Here is a 14836-nt window from a genome sequence, read left to right on the forward strand (position 1 = left end):
GGCGAGGGCGACCGATCACGAGGCGATCACGATCTCCGGCCCTCACCTGTACGCACCCTTGCCGCACGGACGACCCCCGCGTACACCGGAGCGCACGGGACAGAGTTCTGACGTTCAACGAGGAACGACGAACGGGGAAGTGATGCGCGCCATGAGCAACACCATCCGGACAGGCAGGGCCGTCACCACGCTCGCGGCACTCCTCGCGGGAGCCCTCGCGCTCACCGCGTGCGGAGGCAGCGACGACAAGAAGGACCACAACGGCTCGGAGAACAGCGCCAGTACGTCCGGTTCCACCCTCACCCTCCCCAAACTGGACGGCACCACGCTCGAGGTGGCCGCCGTCTGGACCGGGCAGGAGCAGAAGAACTTCAAGCAGGTGCTCGCGGAGTTCGAGAAGCGCACCGGTGCGAAGGTCACCTTCGTGCCCGCCCAGGATCCGATCATCAACTTCCTCGGCTCGAAGATCGCGGGCGGTCAGCCGCCGGACATCGCGCTGCTGCCGCAGCCCGGCGCGATCAAGCAGGCCGTGCAGAAGGGCTGGGCGAAGCCGCTCGGCGCGGACGCGGTCAAGGAAGTGCAGAAGAACTACTCGCAGGGCTGGCAGGACATCGGCAAGGTCGGCGGCAAGCAGTACGGCGTCTACTACAAGGCCGCCAACAAGTCGCTGATCTGGTACAACACCACGGTCTTCGAGAACGCGGGCGCCAAGGAACCCAAGACCTGGCAGGACCTGCAGACGACCGCGCAGACGGTGTACGACTCGGGCGTCACGCCGTTCTCGGTCGGCGGCGCCGACGGCTGGACGCTGACCGACTGGTTCGAGAACGTCTATCTCTCCCAGGCGGGCCCGGACAAGTACGACCAGCTCGCCCAGCACAAGATCAAGTGGACCGACCCGTCGGTGAAGCAGGCGCTGACCACGCTCGCCCAGATCTGGGGCAAGAAGGGTTACGTCGCGGGCGACGCGGACGGCGCGCTGCAGACGGAGTTCCCTGCCTCGGTCACCCAGACCTTCACCGGCGGCGACCAGCCGAAGGCCGGGATGGTCTACGAGGGCGACTTCGTGCAGGTCAACATCGGTGAGACCAAGGCGAAGGTGGGCACGGGCGCCAAGGTGTTCCCGTTCCCCGCGGTCGGCTCCGCGGCCCCCGTGGTCTCCGGCGGTGACGCGGCCGTCATCTTCAAGGACTCCAAGGGCGCCCAGGCCCTCGCGACCTTCCTGGCCTCCCCGGACGCGGCGACGATCCAGGCGAAGCTCGGCGGCTATCTCTCCCCGAACAAGAGCGTGCCGAACTCGGCGTACCCGAACGAGGTGCAGCGCACCATCGCCAAGGCCCTGATCGCGTCCGGTGACGACTTCCGCTTCGACATGTCCGACCAGGCCCCGCAGGCGTTCGGCGGTACCCCGGGCAAGGGCGAGTGGAAGGACCTCCAGGACTTCCTGAAGAACCCGAAGGACGTCGCGGGCACCCAGGCGAAGCTGGAGAAGGACGCGGCGGCCGCCTACGGCAGCGGAAGCTGACCGGGCGATGGCCGCACCCGCGACCACGGCCCCCGCTCCACCGGGCCACCGCAAGAGCGTGACCGGCACCCGCAGGACCGTGGCGTTCCTCTTTCTCCTCCCCGCCCTGGTGCTGCTCGGCGCGCTCGTGGTCTACCCGATCGGGTACTCGCTGATCCGCAGCTTCTACAACGCGAACGGCGACGGTTTCGCCGGCTTCGACAACTACAAGGCGATCTTCACGGACGACGGCATCCGCACCGCCCTGAAGAACAACATCATCTGGGTGGTGTTCGCGCCGACGATCTCCACCGCCCTCGGTCTGATCTTCGCGGTGCTGACCGAACGGATCCGCTGGGGCACGGCGTTCAAGCTGGTCGTCTTCATGCCGATGGCGATTTCGATGCTGGCCGCCGGGATCATCTTCCGTCTCGTCTACGACCAGGACCCGGACAAGGGGGTCGCCAACGCGGTCTGGGTGGGCGTCCACGACACCTTCGCCCAGTCCTCCGCGTTCCCGAACGCCCACCCGGGCCGGGAGTCGCCGCTCAAGCCGGACCAGGGCGGCTTCGTCACCACGGCCACCGTCCACACCGGGCAGACCGTCGCCCTCCCCCTGGTGGGCGTCGCCCCGGACCAGATGCCGGACGGCGCGAAGAAGGCCGTGGCGGCGCGGCCCGACCCCGGGAAGATCACCGGCACCACCTGGCAGGACTTCACCCGCGGCAAGGGCGTCGGCAGGCTCGGCGCCCCCGACCCGTCCGAGGTCGGCTACGACGGGATGCGCATCGAGGCGGTGAAGGACGGCAAGGTGGTGGCCTCGGCCAAGGCCGCCGCCGACGGCACCTTCACCCTCCCCGCCGCTGCCGACGGAGCTCGGCTCAAGCTCCCGGCGAGCAACTTCAAGCAGCCCTACAACGGCGTCGACTGGCTCGGCCCGTCCCTGGTCACGCCGGCCATCATCGGGTCGTACATCTGGATGTGGGCGGGCTTCGCGATGGTGCTGATCGCGGCCGGACTGGCAGGTGTCCCCCGGGAACTCCTCGAGGCGGCCCGGGTCGACGGGGCGACCGAGTGGCAGGTGTTCCGCAAGGTCACCGTGCCGCTGCTGGCGCCGGTCCTCGCGGTGGTCACCGTCACCCTGATGATCAACGTGCTGAAGGTCTTCGACCTCGTGTACATCATCGCGCCGGGCTCCTCGCAGGACGACGCGAACGTGCTCGCCCTGGAGCTGTACCGCAAGGGCTTCGCGGAGGGCCAGCCGGGCATCGCGAGCGCGATCGCGGTGTTCCTGCTGCTCCTCGTCATCCCGGTGATGTGGTTCAACGTGCGCAGGCTGCGACGGGAGGAACGGCGATGAGCTGGCTGCTGGAGAAGATCAACGGCGGTCTGGTGCGGTTCTTCCTGATCGTCGTCGCCCTGTTCTGGCTGGTGCCGACGATCGGGCTGCTCGCCTCCTCCCTGCGTTCCCCGGAGGACATGAGCGCGAGCGGCTGGTGGAACGTGTTCGCCAAGCCGTCCCAGCTCACCTTCGACAGCTACCAGAACCTTCTGGAGAACAGCGACATCACCAACTCGCTGTGGAACACCGTCCTGATCACCGTCCCGGCGACGGTCCTGGTCGTGATCATCGGGGCGCTGGCCGGTTACGCGTTCGCGTGGATGGAGTTCCCCGGCCGGGACTGGTGGTTCCTGATCGTGGTCAGCCTGCTGGTGGTCCCCGTGCAGGTCGCGCTGATCCCGATCGCCGAACTCTTCGGCAAGATCGGCCTGTTCGGGACGATCCTCGGAGTGGTCCTCTTCCATGTCGGCTTCGGACTGCCGTTCGCGGTGTTCCTGCTGCGGAACTTCTTCGCGGAGATCCCGCGGGAGCTGCTGGAGGCGGCCCGTCTCGACGGCGCCGGTGAACTGCGCCTGTTCACCCGGGTGGTGATGCCGCTGGGCGGGCCGGCGATCGCGAGTCTGGGCATCTTCCAGTTCCTGTGGGTGTGGAACGACATGCTGGTCGCGCTGGTGTTCACCAAGTCGGGCACCCAGCCGATCACGGTGGCGCTCCAGACCCAGGTCCGTCAGTTCGGCAACAACGTCGACGTGCTGGCCCCCGGCGCCTTCATCTCGATGGTGATCCCGCTGGCGGTGTTCTTCGCGTTCCAGCGGCAGTTCGTGACGGGGGTGATGGCCGGCGCGGTCAAATAACCGCACAAGGCAGTTCGAAGAAGGGCGAGTCGGCCATCGGCTCGCCCTTCGCCACGGATCCGGGGGTGCCGTCCCCCGGAAAGCACAGCACGGAACGTAACCCACATGACGTAGAGAACCGTAACCAAATCATTCCATTGGCCGTTCCCGGGCAGAACGCCCGCGCCGACCGACCCATGGATGCCCCTTGCCCAGGTTCAGTGTCATTGTCCCCGCGTACAAGGTCCAGGCGTATCTGCCCGAGTGCCTGGACTCGGTGCTCTCGCAGTCCTATCCCGATCTGGAACTGATCGCCGTCGACGACCGCTCGCCGGACGCCTGCGGCACGATCATCGACGAGTACGCGGCCCGCGACGCGCGCGTACGGCCCGTCCACCTTCCGGAGAACCAGGGCCTGGGCGCTGCCCGCAACGCCGGGATGGAGCAGGCGCGCGGCGACTACCTGCTCTTCCTGGACAGCGACGACACCCTCACCCCCGACGCGCTGCGGGCGATCGCCGACCGGATCAAGGAGACCGGCGAGCCGGACGTGCTGGTGTACGACTACGCGCGGACCTTCTGGACGGGCCGGGCGGAGCGCAACAAGGTCGCGTTCCAGCTGACCGAACAGGGCCCGGCGCCCTTCCGGCTCGAGGACCGGCCGGGCCTCCTCCGCGTCCTCATGGTGGCCTGGAACAAGGCGTACCGGCGGGAGTTCGTGACGGAGCACCACTTCGCCTTCCCGTCCGGCTACTACGAGGACACCCCCTGGACCTATCCGGTCCTGATGACCGCCGGGTCCCTCGCGACCCTGGACCGGGTCTGTGTGCACTACCGGCAGCGGCGGCAGGGCAGCATTCTCGGCACCACGAGCCGCAGCCACTTCGACATCTTCGAACAGTACGACCGGGTCTTCGCGTTCATCGAGGAGCGGCCCGAACTGGCCCGCTGGCGGCCGGTGCTGTTCCGGCGGATGATCGACCACTTCTCGACGGTGTTCACCAGGCGGGAGCGGCTGCCGCGCGGCACCCGCGCCGAGTTCCTGCGCAGGGCCCGCGCCCACTACCGCCGTTACCGGGCCGCGGGCACGCCGGTCCCTCCCCCACTCTCGGCTCCGCTCGAGCGGGGGTACCCCCTCCGCACCCGGCTCCGCCACGGTCTCGTCCACTACGGCCTGCACCGCACCTACCGCGCCCTCCAGCTGGCGCGGTCCGGTGGCCGCCGCACGGTCAAGGCCGGCGTCAAGTCCGTCCGGGGCCTGCGCTCGGCCCTCCTCCAGCTGCACTACCGCGTCCAGCTGCGCCTGCCGCTGCGCGCCGACCGCGCGGTCTTCGCCGCCTACTGGAACCGCGGCCACGGCTGCAACCCGGGTGCGCTGGAGGCGGCGTTCCGCAGTCACGCCCCGCACATCCGCACCTCCTGGATCGCCCGCCCCGAGCACCAGCACACCGTCCCGCCGGGCCCGCGCCGGCTGCGCCCGGGCACCTTCGGCTACTGGACCGCACTGGCCCGCTCCAAGTACCTGGTCAACAACGTCAATTTCGACCGGCGGCTGAAGAAGCGCCCCGGCCAGGTGTTCGTGCAGACCCAGCACGGCACCCCGCTCAAGCACATGGGCCTCGACCTCCAGGAACACCCGGCGGCCGGCGCCGACATGGACTTCGAGGAGCTCCTGCGGGGCGTCGACAAGTGGGACTACCTGCTGTCCGCCAACCGCCACACCACCCTGACCTGGGAGCGCGTCTACCCCGGCGGCTACACCACCCTCGAATACGGCTATCCCCGCAACGACGTCTTCCAGCAGGCCACCTCCGCCGACGTGACCCGGATCCGCGAGTCGCTCGGCGTCCCCGAGGGCACGGTCGCACTGCTGTACGCGCCCACCCACCGCGACTACCGGCGCACCCAGCGCCCCGCGCTCGACCTGGACCGGATCGTGCGCCGGCTCGGCCCGCGCTTCGTGATCCTGGCCCGCGCCCACTACTGGCACGGCGGCCCGCTCGCGGCCGGGTCGCGGGTGATCGACGTCAGCGACCACCCGAGCGTGGAGTCCCTCTGCCTCGCCTCGGACGCGCTGGTCACCGACTACTCGTCGATCATGTTCGACTACGCCAACCTGGACCGTCCGATCGTCGTGCACACCGAGGACTGGGACGCCTACCGCGCGGCCCGCGGTACCTACTTCGACCTGCGCTCCGCCCCGCCGGGCGCGGTCGCCCGCAGCGAGGACGAGCTGATCGACATCTTCGCCAGCGGCCACTGGCGCGGCTCCCGCTCCGCGCAGCTGCGCGCCGCGTTCCGCGAGCGGTTCTGCCGGTACGACGACGGACGCGCCGCCGAACGGGTCGTACGGCATGTGGTGCTCGGCGAGCCGGCCGGGCTGCCGGGGTTCATCCCGCTGGATGAGCGGCATCCCGTGCCGTCGGCGGCCTCGGGGCTCGCCCACTCCCCGCTCGCCACCGTTCCGCAACCTTCTGGCCACCTGCCCGTCACCGAGGGCCGCTGACCGCCGTTTGCCTTCCAGGGAGTTCCTTCATGCCCCCCAACACCTCGCGGCCCACTCCGTCGCGGCCGTCCACCTGGCGACCCGTGGGGAGGCCGGGCCGCATGGACACCTGAGAAAGAGCAGCATGCCCCGCTTCAGCATCATCGTCCCGTCCCACGGGGTCGCCGGCCGGCTGTCCCAGGCGCTGGACTCGGTCCTCGCCCAGTCCTTCGGCGACCTGGAGCTGATCCCGGTCTGCGACGCGCCGGACGCCCCGGCCGCCGCGGTCGCCGCCGGATACGCCGAGCGGGACTCCCGGGTGGCCCCGGTGCACTCACCGCCGTCCGCGGGGCTGAGCGGGGCCCGTAACACCGGGATGCGGGCGGCGAAGGGCACGTATCTGCTGTTCCTCGACGGCGACGACGTCCTGGTGCCGGGCGCGCTGGCACGGCTGGCGGCACGGCTGGACGGGACCGGTGACGTGGACGTGCTGTACTTCGAGCACGAGCGGGTGCCCTGGTGGGAGGGCGAGCCGGCCAACCCGGCGGCACCGCTGCTGGCGGGCACCCCGCGGGGCGCCTTCGCCCCGGCCGAGGCACCCGCGCTGACCGGCGTGACGCTGCCGGCGTGGAGCGCGGCCCATCGCCGCGCCTTTCTCAGGGACCGTCGGCTGCGCTTCCCCGACGGCCACTTCACGGACATCGGCTGGGGCGGCCTGACCGGTATCGCCGCCGACCGTGTCGCGGTGCTGCGTTCGGTGGTCGTACGGCACCGGCTGCGTCGGCAGGGCAGCCGGCTGAACCTGCCGGGTGCGCATCAGCACGACCTCCTCGACCAGGTGGAGCTGGTGCTGGCACGGGCGTTCGCGGCGGGGCTCCCGGGCGAGCGGGCGCGGCCGCTGTTCGAGCAGCTCGTCGAGGCCGTGCTGAGGACGGCCGCCCGCCCGCAGCGGCTGCCGTCCGGGCACCGGGCGTTCTTCCGGCGGGCGAGGTGGCTGCACCGCACGTACCGCCCGGCCGGGTTCCGGATGCCGGGCGGGAGTCTCGGGGTGCAGCACCGGCTCCTCGCGGCGGGCGCGTACACCGCGTTCCGGGCGCTGCGCGGGGCCAACCGGGCGGCGGTCCGGGCGGCCGGGCTGCTGCCCCGCCCGCGGCTGCCGCTCACCCGGCTGCGTTACGCCCTCGACCTGCGCCGCCCGCTCGACGAGAGCCTCGCCGTGTACTGCGCCTACTGGGGGCGCGGTTACGCCTGCAACCCGGCCGCGATCCACGCCACGGCCAGCCAACTCGTCCCGCGGCTGCGCTCGGTGTTCCTGGTCGAGGCCGGCCAGGAACACACCGTGCCCCAGGACGTCGAGTACGCGGTGATCGGCAGCCGCCGCTACTGGCAGGTGCTGGCCCGCGCCAAGTACCTGGTCAACAACGCCAACTTCGCCGAGGGAGTCGTCAAGCGGCCCGGCAGCGTGCATCTGCAGACGCAGCACGGCACCCCGCTGAAGAAGATGGGCGTCGACCAGTCGACGTACCCCGTGGTCGCCGCGCGGACCGGCAGCTTCACCAAGCTGCTCGGCCGCGTGGACCGCTGGGACTTCAACCTCTCCGCGAACCGGCACTCCACCCAGACCTGGGAGCGCGCCTTCCCCGGCTCGTACGAGGCGCTGGAGTACGGCTACCCGCGCAACGACGTCTACTACACGGCGTCCGGCCACGACGTGGTCCGGGCCCGCCGCAGCCTGGGCGTCCCGGACGGCAGGACGGCCGTGCTGTACGCCCCCACCCACCGCGACCACCACACCGGCTTCGAGGCCGGTCTCGACCTGGAGGCGTTCTGCGAGGCGGCCGGCGAGAACGTGGTCGTCCTCCTGCGCGCCCACTACTTCTACGACCGGGGAGCCTTCGCGGGTACCGGCCGGGTCATCGACGTCACCGCGCACCGCTCCGCCGAGGACGTGTGTCTCGCGGCGGACGCGCTGATCACCGACTACTCCTCCATCATGTTCGACTACGCCAACCTGGACCGGCCGATCGTCGTCTACGCCGACGACTGGGAGGTCTACCGGCAGACCCGGGGCGTCTACTTCGACCTGATGGCCGAGCCGCCGGGCCCGGTCGCCCACACCCCGGAGGAACTGGCCCGGATCTTTCGCGAGGGCGTCCACCGGGGCCCGGAGTCCCAACGGCTGCGGGCCCGGTTCCGGGACCGTTTCTGCCAGTTCGACGACGGTCTGGCCGCCGAACGCGTCGTACGCCGGGTGTTCCTCGGCCAGTCGCCGGAGTCACTCCCACCGCTGATCCCGCTCGCGGAACGCCTGCCCGCCCCGGCCACCACCGCCTTCGTGAGGAGCTGATCGTGCCCCGATTCAGTCTGATCGTGCCCTGTTTCAAGGTGCAGGGCTTTCTGCGCGAGTGCCTGGACTCGGTCCTGGAGCAGTCCTTCCACGACATCGAGGTGATCGCCGTCGACGACCGCTCCCCGGACGGCAGCGGCGCGATCCTCGACGAGTACGCGGCCCGCGACCCGCGCGTGCGGGTCCTGCACCTCCCCGAGAACGTCGGCCTCGGCCACGCCCGCAACGCCGGACTCCCCCACGCCACCGGCGACTTCCTGCTCTTCCTCGACAGCGACGACACCCTCACCCCGGGCGCCCTGCGCGCGATCGCCGACCGGCTCACGGAGACCGGCGACCCGGACGTGCTGGTCTTCGACTACGCCCGCACCTACTGGTGGGGCGGCACGCGGCGCAACGCCCTCGCGGAGGTGTTGAGTTCGACCGACGGCGTCTTCACCGCGACCGAACGCCCGGAGGTCCTCGACCTGTTGATGGTGGTGTGGAACAAGGTCTACCGGCGTGACTTCGTCGAGGAGAACGGCTTCCGGTTCCCGCCGGGCTACTACGAGGACACCCCCTGGACCTTCCCGGTCCTGCTCGGCGCCGGCCGGATCGCCACCCTCGACCGGATCTGCCTGAACTACCGCCAGCGCCGCCAGGGCAACATCCTCTCCACCACCAGCCGCAAGCACTTCGACGTCCACGACCAGTACCGGCGGGTGTTCGAGTACGTCGACTCGCGACCGGAGCTGGCGGGTTGGCGGCCGTATCTGCACCGGAAGATGGGCGAGCACTGCCTGGACATCCTCGCCAAGCCGGACCGGCTGCCGCCCGCCGCCAAGGGCGAGTTCTTCCGGCGCACGGCGGAGCTGTACCGGGCGTACCGGCCGGAGGGCGCCGACCTCGGGGTGCTGGGCGGCTCGTACACGGCATACCGGCTGCGGCAGCAGGCCGGGCGGATCGGCCGGGAGAGCGGACGGCAGGCGCTGCGGATGCGGCGGGCGGCGGGAGCCCGGGCCCGGCACGCGCTGACCGGGCTGAGCGTCCACCGCGCGCTGGACGAGCGGCTGGTCCTGTACTCGGCGTCCTCGCACCGGGGCCTGCTGGGCGACCCGGCGGCCGTCTACCGCAAGGCCCGGGAGATCGCACCGGAGCTGCGTGGCGTCTGGGTGATGAAGGACGCGGAGGTGGCGGCGGGGCTGCCCGCCGACGTGGAGCACGTGCTGCTGGACTCCCCGGGGTACCGGCGGCTCACCGCCCGCGCGAAGTTCCTCGTGAACGACGTCAACTGGCCCGGCGCGCTGGTCAAGCGGCCCGGCAGCGTGCACATCCACACCCATCGGGGCACCCCGCTCAAGTACCTGGGCGCCGACCTGCTGGGCAAGCCCGGCGCCCGGCTCGGTCTCGACGTGCCCCAGATGCTGCGCCGGGCCGACCGCTGGGACCACAGCCTGGTCGCCAACCGTCACTCCGAGCTGGTGTGGGAGCGGGCCTACCCCTGCCACTTCGCGTCGGCCCGCACGGGCAGCCCGCGCAACGACGTGCTGGTCGAGGGCGGCCCCTCGGACTTCCGGGCCCGGTACGGCATTCCGGCCGACCACACGGTCGTGCTCTACGCCCCGACCCGCCGGGACTACGTCCGGGGCGGCCATGCCGAGCGGATCGACCTGGCCCGGTTCGCCGCCGACCTCGGCGCGGGCCACACCCTGGTGGTCCGGCTGCATCCGACGCTGGCGACCGGTCCGGCGCGCGGGATGGGCCTGGCCGAGCTGCACCGGCGCGGGATCGTGGTCGACGCGACCGGCGAACCGCACGGGGAGCAGGTGCTGCTGGCGGCGGACGCCCTGGTCACCGACTACTCCTCCGTCATGTTCGACTACGCCAACCTGGACCGGCCGATCGTCGTGCACGCCGACGACTGGGCCGCCTGCACCGCGAGCCGGGGTGCCTATCTCGACATCACCGCCGAGGCGCCGGGCCATGTGTCGTACTCCTACCGGGAGTTGGCGTGGCTGTTCGCCTCGGGCGGCTGGCGGGACGAGGAATCGGCACGGCTGCGGGCCGACTTCCGGTCCCGTTTCTGCGAGTTCGACGACGGCAGGGCCGCCGAGCGGGTGGTACGGACGCTGCTGCTCGGCGAGTCGATGCCGGCCGCCGCTGTACGGGTGCCGGAACCGGTCGCGGGTCACGATCTGCTGGCGTCGACGTGAGACCGCGCACCTGGGTGCTGGTCCTGGCCGCCGTGTTCGCGGTGCTGCAACTGGCCAACGTCACCGGCCGGGACACCCCCGACTCCGCGAACTACGTGTCGTACGCGCTGACCCTGGGCGGGGCGGATCAGCGGGAGGCGGCGGCCCGGACGGTCGACTGGGTGTGCGCCGGCCAGGCGTCGGCGGCGGCGCGCGCGCAGAGTGTGAACGTGCTGCACTTCCATGCGCCGAGCCCGGCGGGGCGGGTCTTCGCGGAGTGCCGACAGGGTGCACTGCGGCTCGTGGAGCGCCGGTTGGCGGCCGGGCAGACGGACGGGCACATCGTGCCCTTCGTGGGTCCCCGGCTGCGGGCGATCTTCGAGGTGCGGCCCGGCTATCCGTTGTTCCTGCTGCCGTTCGTCACCGTGTTCGGGGTGACCTGGGGAGTATGGCTGGCCAGTGTGCTGGTCACGACCGCGGGCGGGGTGTTGGTCTTTCTGGTCCTGCGGACGCTGTCGGTACCGGTGCCGCTCGCGCTGACCGGGCAGGCCCTGTACTACGTCCTGCCGGTGGGCACGACCGCGATGCGGCCGATGACCGAGGGCCTGATGCTGGCGCTGACCCTGACGGCGGTGTGGGGCTGTGCGCTGGCCCTCACCGGGCGGGCACGGGCGGGAACGGCGCTGGTGGCGGGCGCGCTGCTCGCGCTGTTCGCCGTGAAGCACGCCCAGGCGCTGTTCCTCGGGGTGTGCCTGGCCGGGGCGGGAGCGGCGGTCGCCCTGGGGCGGCGACGGCACGGCCGGGCGCCCGGGCGCGGGGTGGTGGCGATCGCCGCGGCGGGCTGCGTGGCGGCCGCCGCCACCCTGCTTCTGGCCCGGCTGCTGCGCTATCCCTCCGAGGCGGAGAGCGTGCAGGACCTGCTGACCGGCCACTACACCCACCCGGACCGGGTCCGGCCGTGGCCGGAGTTCCTCCATCTGGAGTGGGACTTCTGGGTGGAGTGGCTGCGCCGGCAGCTGCTGGCGCCGCTGTTCCCGGCGGCGCTGGCGGCCGGGGCCTGGGGAGCGCGGCGGCGGCCGGCCTTCGGCGTCTTCCTGCTGGCGGCCGCGGGCACCGGGTTGCTGACCCAGGCCGGGCATCCGGACATCACCATCTGGGGCGACCGGCTGATCGTGCTGGCCTGGCTGCTGCCGGTGGTGGGGGTGCCGTTGCTCCTTGAGCCGCTGATGGACCGGGTGGTTCCGGCTCCCGTGCAGGGGTCACTCGATGAGGTGAGCGGCGGTGGCCTGCCGGAGGCTCACTCGATGAGGTGACGGCCGCCGAAGCCGCCGGGACGTCAGCGGGACCGGCGGGAACACTCGCCCAATGGTCCGCCCTGTCCGTTCCCTCCGGTGAGCACCGGCGCCCTGGTCCGGCGCGACGCGCGCGGCTCCACCGCTCTGCGCGGCGGCCGCGCCCGCAGACTCACCCCGTACCAGCTCTCCGGCCTGCTGTTCTGGCTGGTGATGACCCTGGCGTACTGGCGGGTGCCGCCGTGCTGCGAGGCCGGACAGCACGCGGCGACGGTGGAGCGGCTGCTGCGGGCGGGCCTGGCGGACGCCGCCGCGTCCCCGTACGTGCTGGCCCAGGACGCGCTGGCACGGCTGACCGGGCTCAGCGGCTGGCAGCTGCTGCGGGTGTGCGGCCCGCTGAACCTGCTGGTGCTGCTGACCGGCCTCGGCCGACTGGTCCGCGTGCTCTCCCCGCGCCCCTGGGCACCGGTGCTGGCGCTGGCCTTCATGTCCGTGCTGTGGGGCACCCGGCCGGGACGGGGCGGCGGTTCGCTGGCCCTGCTGCCGTTGACCGGCAGTCTCGGCTACCCGTCCGCGTTCGCCCTCGGCCTCACCCTCTGGGCCTGGGCCCTGGCCGGCGCCCGGGCCCGCGATCTGCGCCGGGTGCGCTATGTCGGCCCGAGCGGCCTGCGCAGCCTCTCCGGATACGCGGCGCTCGGGGTGCTGTACGGGGTGGTGGCCCTGGTCGACCCGGTGCTCGGCGTGGCGGCGGCGGCCGGGGCGGTGGCGTTCGTGGCGGGGTGGCAGCCGGGGTGGCGGGGCGCGGTGTGGGGGCGGTGGGGGCTGACGGGCGCGGTGGCGGCCGGGGTGATCGCCTTCGGGACGCATGCGCGCGTGCTGCCACAGGCGTACGAGACCTACGGGGGCTTCGGGGCCTTCAGCGGCTTCGGGGGCTTCGGGGCCTTCAGCGGCTTCGGTGGCTTCGGGGCCTTCGGTGGCTTCGGTGGCTTCGGTGGCTTCGGTGGCTTCGGTGGCTTCGGCGGGGTGGTCGGGCAGTGCTGGCTGGCGCTGCTCGGGGTGCCGACGCTGTGGCTGCGGGCGCGGCGCGCGGCCGGGCAGGTGCCTCGACGGGCGGCCGGGGAAGCTGACCTGCCGGCGGATCAGACGGATCAGACGGATCGGCAGACGGATCGGCCGACGGACCGGCAGGGGGGTCCGGGTGCGGGCTGGACCGTGGGACGAGCCCCGGGACAGGTCGGGGGACGGGCCGCGGCTTGGCGTGATCCGCTCGTACTGCTGTTCGTTCTCGAGGCCCTGCTGGCGGGATACGGCCTCCGTCACGGCTTCGGCGAACTGCTCGGTCCTGCCCTTCTGGCGCCGCAGTGCGCGCTCGCGGTGGAGCTGGCGGCGGAGCGGCCCCGGCCGGCCCGGCGGCGGACGCTGGGCTGGGCCGCGGCCGGCGGAGCCTGCCTGGGCTTTCTGACCGCGCAGGCCGGGGCGGTCGTACCGCGCTCACTGGACCCGGTCGGCTTCGTCCAGCCGCCGCGCTGGCCGTCGTACGACTGGGCCGCCCGGCACATCGGCCCCGGGGAACCGGTGGTCACGGACGCCTACTACGCCGTACACCTGCTCCCCGGATACGGCATTGAACTGGCCGACGCCCACGACCACCGCCCCCGGGTGCGCTGGCTGCTGCTGACGCGGCGCGAGCGGCTGCCCACAGATGCGGTGGTCGTGGACTGGAGCCGGCGGACCGGGGAGGTGCTCGCGCGGCTCACCCGGACGAAGGACGTACCGGTGGCCGCTCGGCCGACTGCCCGGCTGACTACTCGGGCGTCTGGTGGGGCGACTACTCGACGATGAGCTCGACCGGGATGTTGCCCCGGGTGGCCTTGGAGTAGGGGCAGTACTCGTGGGCCTGGTGGACGAGCTTCTCGCCGGTCTCGTTGGAGAGCTCCTCGGGCAGCTCGACGCGCAGGGTGACCTTGAGCGCGAAGCCGCCGTCGGACTCGTCCTTGCCGATGCCGACCTCGGCGGTGACGGAGATCTCGCCGGTGTCCACCTTGGCCTGGCGGCCGATGGCGCCGAGGGCGCTGGCGAAACAGGCGGCGTAACCGGCGGCGAAGAGCTGCTCGGGGTTGGTGCCCTGGCCGTTGCCGCCGAGAGCCGGCGGGAAGGCCAGCGCGAGGTCCAGCTGCCCGTCCGAGCTGACCGCCCGTCCCTCCCGGCCGGTGGCGGTGGCGGCTGCGGTGTAGAGCGCGTCCATGGAAGACCATCCCTCTCGAAGTTCGGTGTTCCGGCGGCTCCGTTCCTGCCGCCCTCACGACGACAAGTAGAGCACACGATTCAATTGCGCACAACTAAATGACTCACAAGAGGTACGATCGAGCCATGACCGCGACAACCCCGACCCCCGCCCCCGAGGCAGAGTGGCTGCGCCTGGACCGCCAGATCTGCTTCTCCCTGCACGCCGCGTCCCGCGCCTTCAACAGCGTCTACCGCGTGATCCTCAAGGACCTCGGGCTCACCTACCCGCAGTACCTGGTGATGCTGGTGCTGTGGGAACAGGGCGACCTGCCGGTCAAGAAGCTCGGCGAACACCTGCGCCTGGACTCCGGCACGCTGTCACCCCTGCTCAAGCGCCTGGAGGCGGCGGGCCTGGTCCACCGGGAGCGCAGCACCCGCGACGAACGCTCGGTGGAGGTACGGCTGACGGAACAGGGCGCCGAACTGCGGGAGCGGGCGCTGGAGGTACCGCGCCGGATCGTGTCGGCGACGGGTTTCGACGTGGATGAGATCCGGAACCTGAAGGCGCGCCTGGACCAGCTGACGGGAACGCTGGATGCCGCGGCTCTGGAAGAAGGGCCGTGCTAGAGCACCCCT

Annotated in this window: 10 protein-coding genes; 9 read left to right on the top strand and 1 reads right to left on the bottom strand. The window is 71.7% G+C overall.

The window, feature by feature from the left end; all coding sequences use genetic code 11:
• Window positions 1–142 precede the first annotated feature (142 nt).
• The 8 genes from AB0D59_RS43290 to AB0D59_RS43325 all read left to right on the top strand — a co-directional run bounded on the left by AB0D59_RS43290 (window position 143) and on the right by AB0D59_RS43325 (window position 13816).
• Window positions 143–1525, top strand: coding sequence for an ABC transporter substrate-binding protein (locus tag AB0D59_RS43290; RefSeq protein WP_362576848.1), 1383 nt, complete (start codon window positions 143–145; stop codon window positions 1523–1525).
• A 7-nt stretch (window positions 1526–1532) separates the two neighbouring features.
• On the top strand, window positions 1533–2864 hold the full coding sequence (locus AB0D59_RS43295; protein ID WP_362576850.1) for a sugar ABC transporter permease: 1332 nt from the start codon (window positions 1533–1535) through the stop codon (window positions 2862–2864).
• Window positions 2861–3700: a carbohydrate ABC transporter permease gene (locus tag AB0D59_RS43300; RefSeq protein ID WP_351746716.1), complete on the top strand. Its 840-nt coding sequence runs from the start codon at window positions 2861–2863 to the stop codon at window positions 3698–3700. Before AB0D59_RS43295 ends, AB0D59_RS43300 begins: the two co-directional genes overlap by 4 nt.
• 187 nt (window positions 3701–3887) lie before the next feature.
• Window positions 3888–6185, top strand: a complete 2298-nt coding sequence (locus AB0D59_RS43305) for a bifunctional glycosyltransferase family 2 protein/CDP-glycerol:glycerophosphate glycerophosphotransferase (protein WP_362576852.1) — start codon at window positions 3888–3890, stop codon at window positions 6183–6185.
• A gap of 124 nt (window positions 6186–6309) precedes the next feature.
• Complete coding sequence (locus tag AB0D59_RS43310) at window positions 6310–8511, top strand: bifunctional glycosyltransferase family 2 protein/CDP-glycerol:glycerophosphate glycerophosphotransferase (RefSeq protein ID WP_362576854.1); 2202 nt, start codon at window positions 6310–6312, stop codon at window positions 8509–8511.
• A gap of 2 nt (window positions 8512–8513) precedes the next feature.
• The gene (locus tag AB0D59_RS43315; RefSeq protein ID WP_362576856.1) at window positions 8514–10703 is read left to right on the top strand and encodes a CDP-glycerol glycerophosphotransferase family protein; all 2190 of its coding nucleotides are present in this window, start codon (window positions 8514–8516) and stop codon (window positions 10701–10703) included.
• Window positions 10700–11995, top strand: coding sequence for a hypothetical protein (locus AB0D59_RS43320; protein ID WP_362576858.1), 1296 nt, complete (start codon window positions 10700–10702; stop codon window positions 11993–11995). The genes AB0D59_RS43315 and AB0D59_RS43320 overlap by 4 nt, the downstream gene beginning before the upstream one ends.
• Window positions 11996–12073: 78 nt before the next feature.
• Window positions 12074–13816, top strand: coding sequence for a hypothetical protein (locus AB0D59_RS43325; protein ID WP_362576860.1), 1743 nt, complete (start codon window positions 12074–12076; stop codon window positions 13814–13816).
• Here the strand turns inward: AB0D59_RS43325 and AB0D59_RS43330 are convergent.
• On the bottom strand, window positions 13803–14219 hold the full coding sequence (locus AB0D59_RS43330; RefSeq protein WP_351701464.1) for an organic hydroperoxide resistance protein: 417 nt from the start codon (window positions 14217–14219) through the stop codon (window positions 13803–13805). The two genes, AB0D59_RS43325 and AB0D59_RS43330, sit on opposite strands and share 14 nt — an antisense overlap.
• Window positions 14220–14344: 125 nt before the next feature.
• Between AB0D59_RS43330 and AB0D59_RS43335 the strand changes: the two genes are divergently transcribed.
• Window positions 14345–14827, top strand: coding sequence for a MarR family transcriptional regulator (locus AB0D59_RS43335; protein WP_362576862.1), 483 nt, complete (start codon window positions 14345–14347; stop codon window positions 14825–14827).
• Window positions 14828–14836: the final 9 nt, after the last annotated feature.

Origin of the sequence: Streptomyces sp. NPDC048417 (genome assembly GCF_040651615.1) — a bacterium.
GTDB lineage: Bacteria > Actinomycetota > Actinomycetes > Streptomycetales > Streptomycetaceae > Streptomyces.

Coding starts and splice junctions, on each gene's coding strand:
- AB0D59_RS43295 (WP_362576850.1), top strand. CDS start 1,533: ATGGCCGCACCCGCGACCACGGCCCCCGCTCCACCGGGCCACCGCAAG.
- AB0D59_RS43310 (WP_362576854.1), top strand. CDS start 6,310: ATGCCCCGCTTCAGCATCATCGTCCCGTCCCACGGGGTCGCCGGCCGG.
- AB0D59_RS43330 (WP_351701464.1), bottom strand. CDS start 14,219: ATGGACGCGCTCTACACCGCAGCCGCCACCGCCACCGGCCGGGAGGGA.
- AB0D59_RS43300 (WP_351746716.1), top strand. CDS start 2,861: ATGAGCTGGCTGCTGGAGAAGATCAACGGCGGTCTGGTGCGGTTCTTC.
- AB0D59_RS43335 (WP_362576862.1), top strand. CDS start 14,345: ATGACCGCGACAACCCCGACCCCCGCCCCCGAGGCAGAGTGGCTGCGC.
- AB0D59_RS43290 (WP_362576848.1), top strand. CDS start 143: ATGCGCGCCATGAGCAACACCATCCGGACAGGCAGGGCCGTCACCACG.